The organism is Microbacterium sp. KKR3/1 (assembly GCF_021272365.1).
GTDB classification, from domain to species: domain Bacteria; phylum Actinomycetota; class Actinomycetes; order Actinomycetales; family Microbacteriaceae; genus Microbacterium; species Microbacterium aurugineum.
In genome coordinates this window covers 892808-909710 of record NZ_JAJSDW010000001.1, presented here as the reverse complement: position 1 = coordinate 909710, position 16903 = coordinate 892808, and the positions used below count along the sequence as shown (strand labels likewise).

Annotated in this window: 16 protein-coding genes; 9 read left to right on the top strand and 7 right to left on the bottom strand. The window is 69.1% G+C overall.

Annotated elements, in window-relative coordinates; all coding sequences use genetic code 11:
- Positions 1-17: 17 nt before the first annotated feature.
- Positions 18-446 carry a hypothetical protein gene (locus LVJ59_RS04440; protein ID WP_227991546.1) on the bottom strand — a complete coding sequence of 143 codons (429 nt, stop codon included), beginning with the start codon at positions 444-446 and terminating at the stop codon, positions 18-20.
- Between the two features lie 78 nt (positions 447-524).
- Here LVJ59_RS04440 and LVJ59_RS04435 point away from each other — a divergent pair, with 78 nt between their 5' ends.
- The 5 genes from LVJ59_RS04435 to ahcY all read left to right on the top strand — a co-directional run bounded on the left by LVJ59_RS04435 (position 525) and on the right by ahcY (position 5246).
- On the top strand, positions 525-731 hold the full coding sequence (locus tag LVJ59_RS04435) for a DUF3499 family protein (protein ID WP_047523011.1): 207 nt from the start codon (positions 525-527) through the stop codon (positions 729-731).
- A gap of 127 nt (positions 732-858) precedes the next feature.
- Complete coding sequence (locus LVJ59_RS04430) at positions 859-1785, top strand: efflux RND transporter periplasmic adaptor subunit (RefSeq protein WP_232762142.1); 927 nt, start codon at positions 859-861, stop codon at positions 1783-1785.
- On the top strand, positions 1782-2546 hold the full coding sequence (locus tag LVJ59_RS04425) for an ABC transporter ATP-binding protein (RefSeq protein ID WP_232762141.1): 765 nt from the start codon (positions 1782-1784) through the stop codon (positions 2544-2546). Before LVJ59_RS04430 ends, LVJ59_RS04425 begins: the two co-directional genes overlap by 4 nt.
- Positions 2543-3757 (top strand): ABC transporter permease, encoded by a 1215-nt coding sequence (locus LVJ59_RS04420; RefSeq protein WP_232762140.1) that lies wholly within the window; start codon positions 2543-2545, stop codon positions 3755-3757. The genes LVJ59_RS04425 and LVJ59_RS04420 overlap by 4 nt, the downstream gene beginning before the upstream one ends.
- Before the next feature lie 43 nt (positions 3758-3800).
- On the top strand, positions 3801-5246 hold the full coding sequence (gene ahcY / locus LVJ59_RS04415; RefSeq protein WP_232762139.1) for an adenosylhomocysteinase: 1446 nt from the start codon (positions 3801-3803) through the stop codon (positions 5244-5246).
- Positions 5247-5297: 51 nt separating this feature from the next.
- Here the strand turns inward: ahcY and LVJ59_RS04410 are convergent, their stop codons facing one another.
- The gene (locus LVJ59_RS04410) at positions 5298-6107 is read right to left on the bottom strand and encodes an RDD family protein (RefSeq protein WP_232762138.1); all 810 of its coding nucleotides are present in this window, start codon (positions 6105-6107) and stop codon (positions 5298-5300) included.
- 16 nt (positions 6108-6123) lie between these two features.
- On the opposite strand from LVJ59_RS04410, the gene LVJ59_RS04405 reads away from it, so the two are divergent.
- On the top strand, positions 6124-7116 hold the full coding sequence (locus LVJ59_RS04405; RefSeq protein ID WP_134353990.1) for a stage II sporulation protein M: 993 nt from the start codon (positions 6124-6126) through the stop codon (positions 7114-7116).
- Between the two features lie 29 nt (positions 7117-7145).
- On the opposite strand, the gene LVJ59_RS04400 is transcribed toward LVJ59_RS04405, so the two are convergent.
- The 5 genes from LVJ59_RS04400 to LVJ59_RS04380 form a co-directional block, all read right to left on the bottom strand.
- Positions 7146-8453 (bottom strand): DUF58 domain-containing protein, encoded by a 1308-nt coding sequence (locus LVJ59_RS04400; protein ID WP_232762137.1) that lies wholly within the window; start codon positions 8451-8453, stop codon positions 7146-7148.
- Positions 8454-9377, bottom strand: a complete 924-nt coding sequence (locus tag LVJ59_RS04395) for a MoxR family ATPase (protein WP_227992070.1) — start codon at positions 9375-9377, stop codon at positions 8454-8456.
- Positions 9378-9473: 96 nt separating this feature from the next.
- Positions 9474-10655 (bottom strand): DUF4350 domain-containing protein, encoded by a 1182-nt coding sequence (locus LVJ59_RS04390; RefSeq protein ID WP_232762136.1) that lies wholly within the window; start codon positions 10653-10655, stop codon positions 9474-9476.
- 2 nt (positions 10656-10657) lie between these two features.
- The gene (locus tag LVJ59_RS04385) at positions 10658-11299 is read right to left on the bottom strand and encodes a DUF4129 domain-containing protein (protein WP_232762135.1); all 642 of its coding nucleotides are present in this window, start codon (positions 11297-11299) and stop codon (positions 10658-10660) included.
- Positions 11296-12693, bottom strand: coding sequence for a hypothetical protein (locus tag LVJ59_RS04380; protein WP_232762134.1), 1398 nt, complete (start codon positions 12691-12693; stop codon positions 11296-11298). The genes LVJ59_RS04385 and LVJ59_RS04380 overlap by 4 nt, the downstream gene beginning before the upstream one ends.
- 97 nt (positions 12694-12790) lie before the next feature.
- Between LVJ59_RS04380 and mtrA the strand changes: the two genes are divergently transcribed.
- The 3 genes from mtrA to LVJ59_RS04365 are packed head-to-tail and all read left to right on the top strand — an operon-like array spanning position 12791 to position 16876.
- Positions 12791-13471 (top strand): MtrAB system response regulator MtrA, encoded by a 681-nt coding sequence (mtrA, locus tag LVJ59_RS04375; protein WP_131492213.1) that lies wholly within the window; start codon positions 12791-12793, stop codon positions 13469-13471.
- A gap of 7 nt (positions 13472-13478) precedes the next feature.
- Positions 13479-15161: an MtrAB system histidine kinase MtrB gene (gene mtrB, locus LVJ59_RS04370; protein WP_232762133.1), complete on the top strand. Its 1683-nt coding sequence runs from the start codon at positions 13479-13481 to the stop codon at positions 15159-15161.
- Positions 15158-16876 carry an LpqB family beta-propeller domain-containing protein gene (locus LVJ59_RS04365; protein WP_232762132.1) on the top strand — a complete coding sequence of 573 codons (1719 nt, stop codon included), beginning with the start codon at positions 15158-15160 and terminating at the stop codon, positions 16874-16876. The genes mtrB and LVJ59_RS04365 overlap by 4 nt, the downstream gene beginning before the upstream one ends.
- Positions 16877-16903 lie beyond the last annotated feature (27 nt).

Here is a 16903-nt window from a genome sequence, read left to right as displayed (position 1 = left end):
TCTCCCGCGGGGAAAGGTCAGTGCTCGTGGCCCAGATCCCACGGCTCGCGACCGACATACTCGGCGGCCGCCCGGAACACGGCGCTCTCGATCGCCATCCGCCGATGCGGCGCGTCGTCGTGACCCGGGGGAAGCAAGCGTTCGATGGGCAGACGGAACAGCACGATGCGTCGGTTCTCACGGTCGAGGTACCAGCGTGGAACCTCGTCGGTCGCGTCGAAACCCGGGATCGCCCCGATCTCGAATCGCACCTCCTGCAGCTCCGGCCAGGTTCCGCGGAGGAACTCGACCGCCGTGCCGACCGTGAGGTCGAATCGGTCCAGGCGTCCGTCAAGGGGCGCGAGGGGAGGCCGTACGACCTCGCTGCGGCCCAGACGTCCGTGACGTCCGTGCCGAGCACCGCGCCGAGGGGCGGCGGAGGTGTGGGCAGTGCGACGACGAGGCATGACGAAAGTCTAGGTGGTGTCGGCGTCTGCGGCGCGGCATCCCGAGCGTCGACGGACGGCAGCCGTACGCTGTCGGAGATGGACGGACGACTGTGCTCGAAGGTCGGCTGCGTGCGAGAAGCCGTGGCCACCCTCACCTATGACTATGGCGACCAGATGGCGGCGCTCGGACCGCTCGGTGCCGCGAACGACCCTCAGGCCCACGACCTCTGCTCGCCGCACGCGGATCGACTCTCGGTCCCGGCCGGCTGGCTCGTCGTCCGCCACGAAGCCCTCCGCGTCTGACGAAGCCCTCCGCGTCTGACGGCGCCCGTTCGGGCCGGACACGCGGTGTCAGCCGCCCCGGGAGAACGCGTGCGCCTGGATACGCTGTCCCGAGGCGTGCCAGGGCGGCGCAGCCGGAAAGGCACTCGTGATCGTCTGGCGTCGCTGGATCTTCCCCCTGCTTCTCGTCGTGGTCTTCGGTGCGTGCGCCGCCGCGCTCGTCAAGATCGCCTTCTTCCCCGACCGGGCCGAGACCATCGTCAGCCCTGATGCCGGGATCACCGACCCGATCATCGCCGTGGAACGTGGTTCGGTCGTCAATGCTCTGACCCTGACCGGCAACATCGCTCGCGACGAGACCTTCGGGGTGCGCAGCGAACTCGACGGGACAGTCACGGCCGTCCACGTGAGCGAAGGCGCGGCGGTGAGCGCCGGTCAGAAGCTCTTCACCGTTCGTCAGGAGTATCCCCGGAAGGACATCGACGTGCTCGCCCCCGAAGCCGGCGACGTGTCGGAGATCGCTCTCGTGAAGGGGCAGATGACGTCCGTCGGTACCGAGACGTACAAGCTCACGCCCGCGCGCTACCACCTGCTGGCGACCGTCGACCCGGTCCAGCTGTATCGTCTCGTGAACGCGCCGAGCGAGGCCACGATCACCATCACGGGCGGACCGGCACCGTTCGCGTGCACCGGGGTGCGCGTCCAGGTCTCGGCAGAGGGGACAGCCAGCGTGCGGTGCGCCATCCCGAAGGACCAGACGGTCTTCGCCGGGCTTCCCGCGACCCTCGACCTCGCCCTCGGCCAGGTCGACGACGCACTCGTGGTCCCGGTCACCGCGGTGCAGGGCGGTGCCGGATCAGGCACCGTCTGGGTCGACGCGGCTGACGGCTCCGAGCCGGAGGAGCGCACGGTGACGCTCGGGGTCAACGACGGGGTGATCGTCGAGGTCACGGAGGGACTGGCGGAAGGCGACAGCATCCGCGAGTTCGTGCCCGGTTTCGTCGCCCCCGTCGAGGAGTTCTGCTACGAAGTGTCGCCGGGGGTCGAACAGTGCGACAGCGGGATGAGCTGGTGAGCCTCGTCGCTCTCGACGACGTCGCGAAGAGCGTTCTGCTCCCGGACGACTCGCGGCTCGAGATCCTTCGCGGGATCACCTTGGAAGTCGGTGCCGGGGACCACGTGTCGATCGTCGGGCGCTCGGGGTCCGGCAAGTCGACGCTGCTCAACATCCTCGGGATGCTGGATGCGCCGACGTCCGGTTCCGTCTCCTTCGAAGGGCGTGAAGTGCGCCGGATGCGATCGGGGCGCCTCGATCGGCTGCGTGGCGACAACGTGGGCTTCGTCTTCCAGCAGTTCAATCTGCTCCCCGGGCGCACCGCGCTCGACAACGTGACGATGCCTCTCGGACATGCGAAGGGCCGGATGTTCTGGAACCGCAGACAGATCGCCGCGGACATGCTCGAGCGTGTCGGCCTCGGCCATCGCGTCGATCAGATCGCCGACAAGCTCTCCGGGGGTGAACAGCAGCGGGTCGCGATCGCCAGGGCGCTGGTGCGGAAGCCCGTCCTGATCCTCGCGGATGAGCCGACGGGCGCCCTCGACATCGATACCGGGGCCTCCGTGATGTCCCTTCTCGACGAGGTCGCCACCGAGACCGATGCGGCGCTCGTCACCATCACGCACGACCTGCACGTCGCCGCGCGCGCACGCAGGCACTACCGCCTGGACGCCGGACGCCTGGAGCCGGTGGACCTGGGCCGCGCCTTCGAGGCCTCGACGCTCGCGGCGTCCGTGCCGTCGGAGGGGACACCCGCGGTGGCGGAGCCCGTCTCGTGACCGGGTTCCTCGGCGCGCTCTCCGACGCCTGGGCGGAGATCCGCGTCCACAAGCTGCGGGTGCTGCTGAGCTTGATCGGCATCGCCGTCTCGGTCGGCGCGCTCACCGCGGTCGTGGCGATCTCGGAGTATCAGCGCCAGTTCCAGGCGGAGCAGTCCGACCGGTGGGGCGGACGCGCCGCGACCATCGCCGTCTCGGCGAGCACGGCCGACGGCACGCCGATCGACGCCGACGAATTCGACGATCGCTTCACCCGGGTGTCCGATCGGTTCGGTTTCAGTCACACCACGCGGATCGCGCAGGGGGTCATGCTGGATGTGCATCTTCCCGAGGGCATCGCCCCGGTCCCCGCGCGCATCATGGACCCGGCATTCCCGCAGATCCATCGCGAGAAGCTCCTGGAGGGGCGCTGGTTCCTCGACTCCGACCTGGAGGCGATGGCACCTCCGGTCGTGATCACGGAGGCGCTCTGGGACCGTCTGGGGAGGGTGCCGCTGTCTCAGCACCCCACCGTCGAGTTCGGCGGCGCGGCAGGCGGCACCTATCAGGTGATCGGCATCGTTCCCCGGCAGGGCTTCGGGGACGAGGAGTTGCGGGTCGATCTGCTGTACGACGACTATCGCGACAGAGTGGACGCTCTGCCCGCGGAAGTCTCGACGCAGTACGAGGTGTGGGTCGGTGTCGACCAAGCCGACCAGATCGGCCCGGTGCTGGCGATGGATCTACGCGCGGGGCTGCCCGAGGGGCAGACGATCTCGGTGAGTCGCACCGACTGGGCGGCGCAGCCGGGAGCCCTGGACGTCCAGGCGACCTTCGAGATGATCACGGGAGGAATCGCCTCGCTGATCCTCGCCCTCGGCGCTCTCAGCCTGATCAACATCCAGCTCGTGGCGATGCGGCAGCGCGTGCGGGAGATCGGCGTGCGCCGCGCCTTCGGCGCCAGTTCGGGCCGGGTCTTCTTCTCGGTCTTCCTCGAGAGCCTCGTCGCGACGACCGTCGCCGGAGTCATCGGGATCGCGATCGTCGTCGCCGTCCTGCGATCGGACTGGATCGTGACCACGATGTTCTACGGGATCCAGGACGTCCCGCCGTTCCCGATGAGGGCGGCGCTGGTCGGACTCATCGCCTCGGTCGTCGTGGGCGCCGTGTCGGGGTTCATCCCCGCGCTCGTCGCGCTACGGGTGAAGGTGATCGACGCGATCCGCTTCTGACACACACGGTCGTGAGGGGCCGACAGGATGGAAGAATGAGCGCATGCCTGAGCTCGAGTACCGTGTGGCCGATCTTTCCCTCGCCGAAGCCGGCCGTCACCAGCTGCGGCTCGCGGAGAACGAGATGCCCGGACTCATGGCACTCCGGGAGGAGTTCGGCGGTGCTCAGCCGCTGAAGGGCGCCAGGATCGCGGGCTCGCTCCACATGACGGTGCAGACTGCGGTCCTCATCGAGACGCTCGTGGCCCTCGGCGCCGAGGTCCGGTGGGCGAGCTGCAACATCTTCTCCACGCAGGACGAAGCGGCCGCCGCCGTCGTCGTGGGTCCCGAAGGCACCGTCGACGCCCCGGCAGGCGTGCCCGTCTTCGCCTGGAAGGGGGAGACCCTCGAGGAGTACTGGGCCTGTACGGCGCGGATCTTCGACTGGTCGTCGAGCGGGTTCGACGGACCCAACCTGATCCTCGACGACGGCGGCGATGCGACTCTGCTCGTGCACAAGGGCGTCGAGTTCGAGAAGGCCGGAGCAGTACCTGCACCGACCGAGACCGATTCACAGGAATACTCGATCATCCTCGACCTCCTGCGCCGCTCCCTCGCGGAGTCGAGCGACCGCTGGACGGCGCTCGCCGCAGGGCTGATCGGAGTCACGGAAGAGACCACGACGGGCGTGCATCGTCTCTATGAGCTCGCCGCCTCCGAGGATCTGCTGTTCCCGGCCATCAACGTCAACGACTCGGTGACCAAGAGCAAGTTCGACAACAAGTACGGAATCCGCCACTCCCTCCCCGATGGGCTCAATCGCGCGACCGACGTGCTCATCGGCGGCAAGGTGGCCTTCGTCTGCGGGTACGGCGACGTCGGCAAGGGGGCGGCAGAAGCCCTCCGTGGACAGGGAGCCAGGGTCATCGTCAGTGAAGTCGATCCGATCTGCGCGCTCCAGGCCGCCATGGACGGCTTCCAGGTGGCGCGTCTGATCGACGTCGCGGGCGAGGTCGACATCGTCGTGACCGGGACCGGCAACCGCGATGTCGTCACGACCGAGCACATGCTGGCGCTGAAGCACCTGGCGATCGTCGCCAACGTCGGGCACTTCGACAACGAGATCGACATGGCGGGTCTGGAAGCCCTCGACGGAGCGGAGAAGATCGAGATCAAGCCGCAGGTCCACGAGTGGCGTCTGCCCCACGGGCGCAGTGTGCTCGTGCTCAGCGAGGGCCGCTTGATGAACCTCGGCAACGCCACCGGCCACCCGTCCTTCGTGATGAGTGCGTCCTTCACGAACCAGGTGCTGGCGCAGCTCGAGCTCTACACGAACATCGAGGCGTACCCGATCGGCGTGTACGTGCTCCCCAAGTCCCTGGACGAGAAGGTGGCCCGCCTCCATCTCGACGCGTTGGGGGTGCAGCTGACCACGCTCAGCGACGCGCAGGCTGCATACATCGGTGTGCCGGTCGAGGGGCCGTACAAGCTCGAGCACTACCGCTACTGAACGCGTCCGCGTCGGAGCTCGTCTGCGTCGGAGGTCGTCCTCCGGCGGGACTCAGACGCCGACGTGACGTCCGGTGAGCCGTTCGGCGCGGCGGTCGGCGTTCTCCAGCGCTCGGCGCTCCCGTTCGCGGCGCAGTACGGTGATGCCGACGAGAACCTGCTCGGGTGACACGGGCGGCACCGGCGACACGAACGGTGCCGCTTCCCTCAGCAGCTCCTGCGCGACGCGGGCCCGCGCGGCGGGGATCATCCGCGGAGCGCTCACCAGGAACTGCGAGATGCGCCGAGCCAGCCGGTCGGGCATTCGCGCGACGTCGGCGATCTGCGCCCACCCGGCCAGCGCCGGGGGCAGCACGGGGGCGTGCGAGATGAGGGCCGGAGTACGGACCCGCTGGCTGTAGGTCCCCGCGACGAGGTCGCCCAACCGCTGGGACCGCGCCGTGAAGGCGCCCGTGAGCACGGCGATGCCGCCGAACGTGATGTAGATCTCCAGCACGCCGATGAGCGCGCGGATGAAGGCATGGCGGAATCCGGCGGCGCCTCCGTCCACGCGGACGATGCGTCCGCCGATCGCGAGCTTGCCCAGACTGCGGCCCTTGAGCGCGACCTCCATGGTGATCGGCAGCACCACGAAGCTGACCACGATCGCCGCGACCGTCGCGATGCGGTCGGTGGCATCGTCGAGCACGCCGGCGTTCAGCAGCCAGATGCGCAGGAAGAGCCACAGTGCGAACACGGCGTATCCGAGGAGCATGTCGATGGCGGCACCGAGCGCGCGCAGCAGGAAGCCGACCGGCTGCACATCGATGGCGACGGCTTCGCCGGAGAGCACCTCGTCGGAGACGTCGATCGGGGTGGACATGAGTACAGTAAATCAGGTGGATGCCGACGCGTTGACCGATGCACGCCGTGCCGAGTGGGAACGGCTCGACGAGCTCAGCCGCGCCCGACTCGACGGCAGTGGAGTGGATGAGCTCATCGTCCGCTACCGCGCCGCATCGGCCGACCTCGCCGAACTGAAGACCTCGGTCGGCGACTCGCCGCAGGGCGCGTATCTGTCCACGATCCTCGTGAGAGCCCGGCTCCGCCTCACCGGCGCGTCCGACAGCATCCTCACCCAGACGGCACGGTTCTTCCGACTGCAGCTTCCTGCCGCTCTCTATCGCCTGCGATGGACCACTCTGGTGATCGCGGTCGCCTTCATCGCCGTCGCGGTCGGCACAGCCGCATGGATCGCGAGCGACCCGGCGCTGATCGCGACCCTCGGTCCGCCCGACGCCCTCGAGCAGTACGCGGACGAGAGCTTCACGGGCTACTACACCGAGAACGCCGCGGCCACGTTCATGGGCATGGTGTGGACGAACAACGCCTGGATCGCGATGCAGTGCGTGCTGTTCGGCGTCACCGGGATCTGGCCCGTCTACATGCTCGTGCAGAACGCGATGGGGATCGGTACCGCCGGCGCGATCATGGCGGCGCACGACAAGGCTGATCTGATGGTGCTCTACATCCTCCCGCACGGCATGCTCGAGATGACCTGCATCTTCGTCGCCGGTGCCGCGGGGCTGCACATCTTCTGGGCCTGGGTCGCTCCCGGCCACCGCACCCGCGGGGAGGCTCTCGCCGAGGAGGGGAGGGCACTCGCCACGGTCGCGATCGGACTCATCTTCGCGCTGTTCCTGTCGGGGCTCGTCGAGGGCTTCGTGACCGGCTGGGGTCTCCCGTGGCCTGTGAAGATCGGGATCGGTGCGGCCGCGCTCGCGGTGTTCCTGATCTACATGCTCGTCATCGGAGGGCGTGCGCACCGGGCGGGGGAGACCGGCGACCTCGTCGAGTACGAGGCAGGGACTCCGCGGCTCATCTCCGGCTGATCGCCCTCAGTGCACGGGCACGGCACAGGTCAGAGGCGTCCTGCGGCCTTCAGCTCGAGGTAGCGATCCGCGATGCGAGGGGGGAGTTCCTCCGGGTCGGCGGCGATCGCCTCTCCACCGGCTCTGCGGATCGCGTCGGCGACGTTCTCCGCGTCACGGAGGGTGCGTTCGGCCGCGGCAGCGAGGTACACCTCTTCCCGGGAACCTCGTTCTCGGGCGAGAGCACTGATGCCGTCGTCCGTCACCGAACCGACGAGGACCGTCGTCGCCCGTGACGCCCGCGGGAAGGCCCCGAGGAAGCCGCGCGCCGATTCTGCGGCATCCTGCGCGGTCAGCGCGACGATCAGCGACGGTCGTGTGGTGAGCGAGCGGACCGCAGCGAAGGCACCGTGCCAGTCGGTGTCGACCAGGCGTGCGTGCACCGGGGCCATCGCGTCGGTCATCGCCGGGAGCAGCGCGGTGCCGTCGACACCGGTCACCCTGCCACGGACGACGCGGTCGTACAGGAGCAGGTGCACGTGATCGCCGGCGCGGGAGGCGAGCGCGGCGAGGAGGAGGGCGGCCTCGAGGGAGGCATCGACACGGGTGCCGTCCCCGACTCGGGCAGCGGCTGTGCGGCCGGTGTCGATGATGATGACCACGTGCCTGTCGCGCTCAGGACGCCACGTGCGAAGCATCGTCGTTCCGGCTCGAGCCGTGGCCCGCCAGTCGATCGAGCGCACGTCATCACCCCGTACGTATTCGCGCAGCGAATCGAACTCGGTTCCCTGACCGCGCACCTGGATGCTGGTGTTGCCGTCCAGTTCGCGCAACCGCGCGAGGCGCGAGGGCAGGTGCTTTCGCGAGGAGAAAGCCGGCAGCACCCGGATCGCGCCGCGGACGACGTGTCGTGCTTGTCGTCCGGCGAGGCCGAGGGGGCCGCGCGAGCGGATCATCACGAAGTCGCTCACCAGTTCCCCACGTCGCCGGGGGCGGAGGGTGATCGAGACACGGGCGCGTTCCCCCCGAGCCACACGCAGGTGCTGGCGTTCGGCGGGAGCCCCTGCCGTGGGCTGCCAGGCGTCGCGGATCACGGCGTTCAGTGTCCTGGTGCCGTGGTTGTGGACGGCGACGCTCACCGGGACCTGCTCGCCCAGACGAGCTCGCTGGGGCACCCGGCGGCTCACGGTCACCGTTCGGGGGCTCGCAGCGAGTGCGACATCCAGGGCGACCAGCAGCACGCACAGGCCGATCCAGGCCCCGAGGGCTGGGTACTCCGGATAGCCCGCCAGTCCGATGAGGACGAGCGGGAGGACGCCCACGGCGAGGGCGATGGTGAGCCGGCCGGTGATGAACACCTAGATCGGCACCCGGGTCTGCTGCACCACGGAAGTGAGGACCGCGTCGGCCGACACGCCTTCCATCTGGGCATCCGGCCGCAACTGGAGCCGGTGGCGCCAGACCGGAACCAGCATGGTCTGCACGTGGTCGGGGGTCACCGCGGAGGAGGCATTGAGCCAGGCCCAGGCTTTGGCTGCCGCGAGCAGTCCCGTCGAGGCGCGGGGGCTGGCACCGAGCTCGACCGAGGGGGACTGGCGTGTCGCGCGCGCGAGGTCGACGACGTAGCCGAGGACGTCGTCGGTGACCTCGACCGCCGCCGCACGCTCCTGGGCGGCACGGATCTCGTCCGGCGAGACCACCGGATCGATACCCGTGAGTTCGCGGGGGGAGAAGCCGTCCGCGTGGCGGCGCAGCACCGAGAGCTCGGCATCGCGTTCGGGCATGCCGACGACGAGCTTCATCAGGAAGCGGTCCAGCTGTGCCTCGGGCAGTGAGTAGGTGCCCTCGTGCTCGATCGGGTTCTGGGTCGCAGCGACGAGGAACGGGTCCGGCAGAGGACGACTGACACCGTCGGCCGACACCTGGCGCTCCTCCATCGCCTCGAGAAGGGCTGCCTGCGTCTTCGGAGGCGTGCGGTTGATCTCGTCCGCGAGCAGGATGTTGGTGAACACGGGCCCGGCCCGGAAATCGAACTCGCCGGTGCGAGCGTCGTACACGAGCGAACCGGTGACATCGCCCGGCATGAGGTCGGGCGTGAACTGGACGCGCTTCGTGTCGAGGCCGAGCGCTCGAGCGAAGGACCGGACCACCAGCGTCTTCGCGACCCCGGGCACGCCCTCGAGGAGGACGTGGCCCCGGGCGAGCAGGGACACCAGGAGTCCGGTGACGGTGCCGGCCTGCCCGACGACGGCCTTGTCGACCTCGGTGCGGACCCGATGCATGGCCTGACGAAGCGCGGCGTCGTCGGCGGGGAGATTCTCAACGGTCACGGGGTTCCCTCGGCTTCTCTGGGTGGATGGAAGGGTCGGCTCGTTCGATCATTCGTCGTGCCTCGCACTGTGCGTGCTCGACTCCACTGCGGCCTCGAGGTCATCGAGTCGTCGTGCGAGATCGATCAGGGCTGTGTCGTCGGTGGGCAGGGGCCCGGCGAGCAGGGCTTGCAGGGTGCCGCGCGGGATCCGAAGCCGGTCGGAGGCCGCGTCGGCGACCTCGTCCGCGCCGGCGTGTGCGGCGAGCCCGAGTCGTCGTGCGAGTCGGCGCTGGGCGCCGTCGCGGAGTGCTTCCGCGGCGTGCGCCGAGTCCGCGGCTCTGGCCGTCAGACGCGCGCGTCCGTGCATCGTCTCGGAGGCGCGGACGGTCACGGGCAGGGTCTCGGCCACCAGCGGGCCGAAGCGCTGACCGCGCCAGACGGCTGCGGCGATCCCCGTGAGGAGCAGCAGGAGGATCACCGGCGTGACCCAGGGCGGTGTCAAGGTTCCGAGCGTGTCGATCGACTCGCCCTCGATGTCGGAGTCCGCGAAACTCGGGACGTACCAGACGACGTGGTCCGTCTGCCCGAGTAGGGCGAGGGCCAGCGCGGCGTTGCCGTTCTCCGCGAGGGAGGCGTTTCCGAAGAGCCTCGAGCCCTCCACGACGATGCGGCGGTCGTCCGTGCGGTCGTCCACGAGCACCGCGGCACCGTTCGCATCGCCGAAGCAGGGCACCACCCCACTCGTGGGGGAGAAGAGTCTGTCCGCGCGGATCGTCCCCACTCGGGCGAACTCGGCGACATCGCACTCGGCGGACACCGCAGGAAGCGTCCCCGGGGCGTTCCCACCGATGTCGAGTGCGCTCAGGAGATGGGTGCCGGCGGAGAGGAACACGATGCGGTCCGCCGGTTCCATCAGCGTCTCCAAGGCGTCGTCCGTCAACGTGTACGGATTCGCCATCACGAGGGTCGTGTCGTCGCCGATCGCCGCGCGCGCGGCCGTCCGGGAACGCTCGACGTCGACGTCGACTCCTTGGTCACGAAGGATCTCGGCGAGGGCGAGCGCGCCCGCGTCGTCCCGGCCCTCCGGATCGAGCGCTCCCCGTGCTCCCGGCGGTGTCACACTGACACGGAGCGCGACGAAAGCGACGATCAGCAGGAGCGCCACCACGATCAGCCAGCCCACGATCGCCTTCGTCTTGCGCGGTCGGTGCTCGGCGGTCGACGGGACCGACGGGGTTTGAGCGGTCATGCTCACGCCGGCACCTCCTCGGGGCGAAGCGACAGCAGTCGTGCGTCGGTCGCGGCGAGCTCTCGATAGGTCTGCTCCGTCGCGGCGTGCCCGAGGTAGCGGACGTCGTCGAACGCGGTGGCCGCGCGGCGCATCGCCTCCGCCTCCTGCTCGAACACCCGGATCGCGTCGCGCGCGATGGACTGCGCGGTGGCGCCGGGAGCGGGATCGATCAGATCCCGCTCCAGCAGGCTCCGGGCGATGGCGCGGTACCGGAGGATCGTCGCCGTGCTCCAATCGCCTTCGCGTGCTCGGCGCTCGGCGTCGCTGCGCAGTTGTGACGCCGAGCGATCATCGGCCGCGCCCAGGAGATCCGCGCGGCCGCGTCGGACGGTGCGGGACCTTCGAGGCCGACCCCAGATGATGAGGGCCGCGATCAACGCGGCGACGATGAGGGTGATCACGATGATGAGGGCGGCCGGCCCCACATTCGCACTGTTGTCGGCGTTGAACAGATCGGCGAGGAAACGGCCCACGTCACGGGCGAAGAGGTCGAACCACGTCGGCTTCGCGTCGGCATAGCGCGGGTTGGAGAGTTCCTCCTCGGCCCAGCGTCGCGCCTCGTCGCCGTCGGGGACGAACAGGTCGTCGAACGGTCGGATCATGCCGTGTCATCGCCGCCAGGCGCAGCCCAACCGGTCTCCCGCGGGGCGGTCGGTGCGGTCGGTGCGGGCGGAGGCGGGGGCGGGAACCCTGTCGGCGCGGCCCCCATCGATCCCGTGCTCCCCGGCGATGGGGTCGGCACCGGGAGTGCGGAGGGCTGCGCCGGGGGCGGGGGTGAAGGCTGTCCCGGGTAGGGCTGTGCTGCCGGGTAGGGCTGTGCTGCCGGGTAGGGGGAGGAGGGAGCACCCGGTGCGGTGCCGTACGGAGCAGAGGCGTAGCCCTGGGTCATCTGCACGTGCTCGGGAACCTGTCGGGGCGGTGGTGCGGAGCTGACGGCACGGGCGGGGTCCACCCGGAACGGGTCACCCTGCTGCTCGTCCGTCCAGCCGAGGTCCCGGCGTTCCACATACGCGATGAGTGTCTGATCCAGGCCCTCGTACCGCATCCGGCAGTCGACGTAGATGAGTGCGGCACCGGTGCTCTGGACCACCGCCGCGATCGCCTGGATCACGAGGATCAGGATCTGCGGCGCGAGGATCGCGAGGACGAAACCGACGACGGCCGCAGGTTCCACGGCGCCGGTGGGCGCGATCACGGGAGTGAGGAGCGTGCTCAGCAGCGTCGAGGGGATGCTCACGACCTGCATCGCCACGCCCATGATGAGGTTGATGAGGAACACGACCCCGAAGGCGACCCAGAAGCGGCCCCGGGTGAGGCGCCAGGACCGGACGAGTGCGTCGCGGAAGCGTGCACGTTCGAGGACGAGGATCGACGGCACCAGCAGCAGCTTCGTCGTCAGCCACACGAACAGGGGGATGGCGGCGAGCACGATGAGGATCACCGTGAGGACGACGACGCCGATGAGCTCGGCACTGCCACCCAGGCCGCCCGCCACGAACGCGGCGATGATCGCCGCGACGATCGCGAAGAGCCCGAAGACCGCGGCCACCGTCAGCGACGCGAAGCCGGCGAGCCGCCAGAACGACGGCGCCATCCTGCGCCAGAGCATCCGGAGCGTGGCTTTCACGCCGACGGCTGCGTAGCCGATCTCGGCGGCGACGACGCCCTGCATGACCGCGGTGAACGCGATCGTCGCGAGGCCCACGGCGATTCCGGCGATGAGGTTGATCCCGACCGTCCCGGCCAGCACCGCCTCGAAGTCCGGTGACGAGGGGGAGACCGTCTCCAACCGGGAGAACGTCGTGAAGAACACGACCCCCATCACGCCCGCGGTGACGAGCACGACGACGAGCTGGATGACGACGGCGAACCCGAACAGCACCTTCGGGTTGTGCCGGAGCGCCGCGAAGGCCTTCCCCAGCAGCATTCCGAATGTCAGCGGATGAAGAGGGATGATCCCCTTCTTCGGGGCGGGCGTCCATGTCTGGCCACTCAAAAGGCACTCCCTCCATCGTGCGGTCCCATCGTGTCATATCCACGACGTGGTGCGCAGACCTGGGGCCTCTGGGACTGGGTGCCATAAGGTAACAGTTATGACCTCACGCATTCTCGTGGTCGACGATGACACAGCACTCGCCGAGATGATCGGAATCGTGCTGCGCACCGAGGGTTTCGAGCCGGTCTTCTGCGCGGACGGAGCGCGAGCCGTCGAGGAGTGGCGCACGCAGCGGCCCGATCTGGTGCTGCTCGACCTCATGCTCCCCGGGATGGACGGGATCGAGATCTGCACGCGCATCCGCGCCGAATCCGGGGTGCCGATCATCATGCTCACGGCACGCAGCGACACCGCCGACGTCGTCCGTGGGCTCGAGGTGGGTGCGGACGACTACATGGTCAAGCCGTTCAACCCCAAGGAACTCGTGGCGCGGATCCGTACTCGTCTCCGTCCGACGCCGCAGGCCACCAGCGAACAGCTGCGGGTCGGTGACCTCACCGTCGACGTGGACGCGCATGAGGTGCGTCGAGGGACGGAACCGATCGCACTCACGCCTTTGGAGTTCCAGCTGCTCGTCGCTCTCGCCTCGAAGCCGCAGCAGGTCTTCTCCCGCGAGATGCTCCTGGAACAGGTGTGGGGCTACCACTACAAGGCCGACACGCGACTCGTGAACGTGCATGTGCAGCGTCTTCGCGCCAAGGTCGAGCTCGACCCGGACAACCCCAAGATCGTGATGACGGTGCGCGGTGTGGGCTACCGTGCCGGGAGCGTGGGCTAGGAGCACGATGGCTGCGACGACAGCGACCACGACGACGGTCGCCGTCCTGCGCGACTGGCGAGGCTGGCCGACGATGCTCGGCCTCCTGTGGAGACGGTCCCTCCGGTTCCGCACCCTCTCGATCACGCTGCTCGCGACCTCGTTGGCGATCTTCATCACCTGCGTGACGATGGCTCTCGCGATCCAGAACGACCTCTTCATCTCGCGGAAGAACGTCGCCCTCGAAGACGCGCGCCGGGCGGTCGACCAGGCGCAGCGGATCCTCGATGTGGCCGAGGTGGGAGACGACCCGGCTGCGCTCAGCACGCTCTGGGACGGCATCAGGGACACGCTGGCACGGACGTCGAGCACCGACCAGCTCGCGGGATACAAAATCGAGACGGGCGCCGACACCTCGCCGTTGAACGGGTTCGAGGCCGGGCTGAACGAAAGCCTGTTGAGCCCGGAACTGCGCAGGCGCGTGGTCGAACTCGATGACCGCCAGGAGTGGCAGTCCGTCGCGCTCCCGGTCGAGAACGGTGGCGTGGTCCCCGGGATCGTCGTGGGACAGCAGCTCCAGGTCCCGGAAGCGGGGCCGTTCGAGATCTACTTCGCCTATGACCTGGGCGATGCCGATCAGACGCTCCTGTTCGTGCAACGGACGCTCTGGATCGCCGGAATCGGGCTCGTGGCGATCGTGGCGGCGATCTCCTGGATCGTCCTGCGAGCCGTGTCGACACCGATCGTCCAGGCCGCCGAGACGAGTGCGCGACTCGCCGCGGGCGATCTGGGGGTGCGGATCGATGTGCACGGCGAGGACGAGCTGGCCGTCCTCGGGCGTTCGTTCAACGCCATGGCCGACAGCATCGAGGCGCAGATCAAGGAACTCGGCGAGCTGTCGATGGTGCAGCAGCGCTTCGTCTCCGATGTCTCGCACGAGTTGCGTACACCGCTGACCACTATCCGACTCGCCGCGGACATGCTGAACGACCAGCGTGCGGAGTTCGAGCCGACCACGGCGCGCGCAGCGGAACTGCTGCACGCGCAGGTGCAGCGGTTCGAGACGCTGCTCTCCGACCTGCTCGAGATCAGTCGCTACGATGCGGGATCGGTGCAGCTCGAGCTCGAGGCCACGAGTCTCGCGCACCTGGCCGAGGACATCATCGAACAGATGAGACCGCTCGCGGACGGCCACGGCACCGAATTGCGCTTGGTGGCGCCGGGCGGCTACTCGCCCGTGGACATGGACCCGCGCCGGGTGCGCCGGGTGCTGCGCAATCTGATCGGCAACGCGATCGAGCACGGCGAGGGCCGTCCGGTCGTCATTACGGTCGACAGCAACCAGCACGCGGTCGCCGCCGGCGTCCGGGACTTCGGTCTCGGGATGGAGCCGGGTGACGCCGAGCGGGTGTTCGACCGGTTCTGGCGGGCGGATCCGTCTCGACAGCGCACCATCGGCGGCACGGGGCTCGGGCTGTCGATCGCTCTCGGCGACGCCACCCTGCACGGCGGAACGCTGGCGGTCTGGTCGGAACTCGGTGTCGGGACGAACTTCGTGCTGACCATTCCTCGGCACGAGGGGACGCTGGACGGACCGAGCCCGGTCCCCGTCGAGCCGCAGGAGCCGTTGGCGGAGCTGGGCGACGCGACACAGCCGATCTCGCTCGCCGAGAGTCGCATCGAGCTGTTCGAGGAGGGGGAGGGGCCATGATCCGCGCACGATCGAAGAGACGATTGCGTGGTGCGGCGCTGGCGCTCGCCGCGCTGCTGCTGCCGGCGTGTGCAGGGCTTCCGACCAGCGGCGACGTGACGGTCGGCCTCAAGCTCGGCGAATCCTCGCAGGACATCGACTTCTTCCCGGTCGCTTCGGGCCCGGTCAAGGGGGCCGGCCCCGAGCGGATCGTGGAGGGCTTCCTGGAGGCCGGCATCACCACCGCCGACAACTGGGCCACAGCGCGCGAGTTCCTTTCGCCGGCGTTGCAGCGGACCTGGCGACCCGCGTCCGGCGTGTCCGTCGACGCGGGCCCGGAATCCCGCACCCTCACCTCGACGGTCCCCGAAGAACTGGTCGAGGAGGCGGATACGGCGGAGGTGCAGGTCGAGCTGGACCTGGTCGCGAGCGTCGACGAATCCGGTGCCTACGCGGATGCGCCCGGGGCCTCGACCATGCCGTTCGCCCTCGAGCGGATGGACGACGGCGAATGGCGCATCACGGAAGCGCTGGACGGGGTCGTGATCGACGACCCGCGGTTCGACAAGGTGTACGACGCCTACCCGCTCCAGTACTTCGACGTCAGCTGGTCGCGACTCGTCCCCGACATGAGGTGGTTCCCCCGGCGCCAGAGTCCCGCGACGACGGTGACGCGGGCACTGATCGGCGGTGTGCCCAGCGCCTGGCTGGATCCCGTCGTGCAGAACTCGTTCCCCGCCGACGTCCAGCTGGCCCAGGACGCGGTTCCGATCACCGGGCAGGTGGCCGAAGTCGCGCTCACTCGCCCGGCGGTCGCGCTCGACGAGACGACGCTCGCGCGGATGCGCACCCAGTTGCAGGCGACGCTGAGGGCCGCGGGGGTCGCAGTCACGCGCGTGCAGTTCACCGTGGACGGCCGCGACCTCGATGCCGGCGTGGTCGACGTGATCGAACCTTCGACCGAGATCGGCACGCTCGTCCTGAAGGACGGGGTCTTCGGCAAGATCGTGGGAGATGAGATCTCGCCGCTCCCCGGCATCAGCACCGAGATCGCCGCGATCGCTCAACCCATCCTCTCCCTCGATGTGGCGGCGGACGAGTCCCAGGTCGCGGCGCGACTCGGAGACGGTCATGTCTACCTCGTCCGCGACGGCAGCCGCGTCGAGCTGGATTCGCGTACCGGGCTCATCGATCCTTCGCTCGACCCGTACGGGTACACCTGGTCGGTGCCGCGAGGGGATCCTTCCGCCCTACGCGCCTGGGACGCTGAGGTGGTTCCGCAGACGGTGGGGAACGCCTGGCCGAATGCTTCCGCGATCTCGGACCTCCGGGTCGCCGCGGACGGCAGTCGGGTTGCCGCGGTCATCACGGTCGGCAGGCAGTACTGGGTGGTCGTGGCCGGCATCGTCCGCGACGCCGCGGGTGTTCCGATCGAGCTCAGCGATGCCAAGCAGCTGATCCAGCTCTCCGAGCCGGCGACGGGCCTGGTGTGGTTGGGTGCCGACCAGCTGGGTGTGCTGATGGACCCGAGCAGTCCGAAACTCATCACTCAGATGGTCGGGGGACCGGGTACCTCGGAGGCCGCTCCGGGCGATGCGATCTCCGCCGCCGGTGCGCGGACGACCGCGGGAGTGCGCATCCTCGGTGCGGGCGGACAGCTGTTCGCACATGCGGGGACGGCCTGGCGTGAAGTCGCGTCCGGGATCTCCGTCCTCGCCACCCGCGCAGGTGAATGACACTTCCTGCACGACACGGTCCCGCAC

Coding starts and splice junctions, on each gene's coding strand:
- LVJ59_RS04440 (WP_227991546.1), bottom strand. CDS start 446: ATGCCTCGTCGTCGCACTGCCCACACCTCCGCCGCCCCTCGGCGCGGT.
- LVJ59_RS04435 (WP_047523011.1), top strand. CDS start 525: ATGGACGGACGACTGTGCTCGAAGGTCGGCTGCGTGCGAGAAGCCGTG.
- ahcY (WP_232762139.1), top strand. CDS start 3,801: ATGCCTGAGCTCGAGTACCGTGTGGCCGATCTTTCCCTCGCCGAAGCC.
- LVJ59_RS04410 (WP_232762138.1), bottom strand. CDS start 6,107: ATGTCCACCCCGATCGACGTCTCCGACGAGGTGCTCTCCGGCGAAGCC.
- LVJ59_RS04395 (WP_227992070.1), bottom strand. CDS start 9,377: ATGCATCGGGTCCGCACCGAGGTCGACAAGGCCGTCGTCGGGCAGGCC.
- LVJ59_RS04390 (WP_232762136.1), bottom strand. CDS start 10,655: ATGACCGCTCAAACCCCGTCGGTCCCGTCGACCGCCGAGCACCGACCG.
- LVJ59_RS04385 (WP_232762135.1), bottom strand. CDS start 11,299: ATGATCCGACCGTTCGACGACCTGTTCGTCCCCGACGGCGACGAGGCG.
- mtrA (WP_131492213.1), top strand. CDS start 12,791: ATGACCTCACGCATTCTCGTGGTCGACGATGACACAGCACTCGCCGAG.
- mtrB (WP_232762133.1), top strand. CDS start 13,479: ATGGCTGCGACGACAGCGACCACGACGACGGTCGCCGTCCTGCGCGAC.
- LVJ59_RS04365 (WP_232762132.1), top strand. CDS start 15,158: ATGATCCGCGCACGATCGAAGAGACGATTGCGTGGTGCGGCGCTGGCG.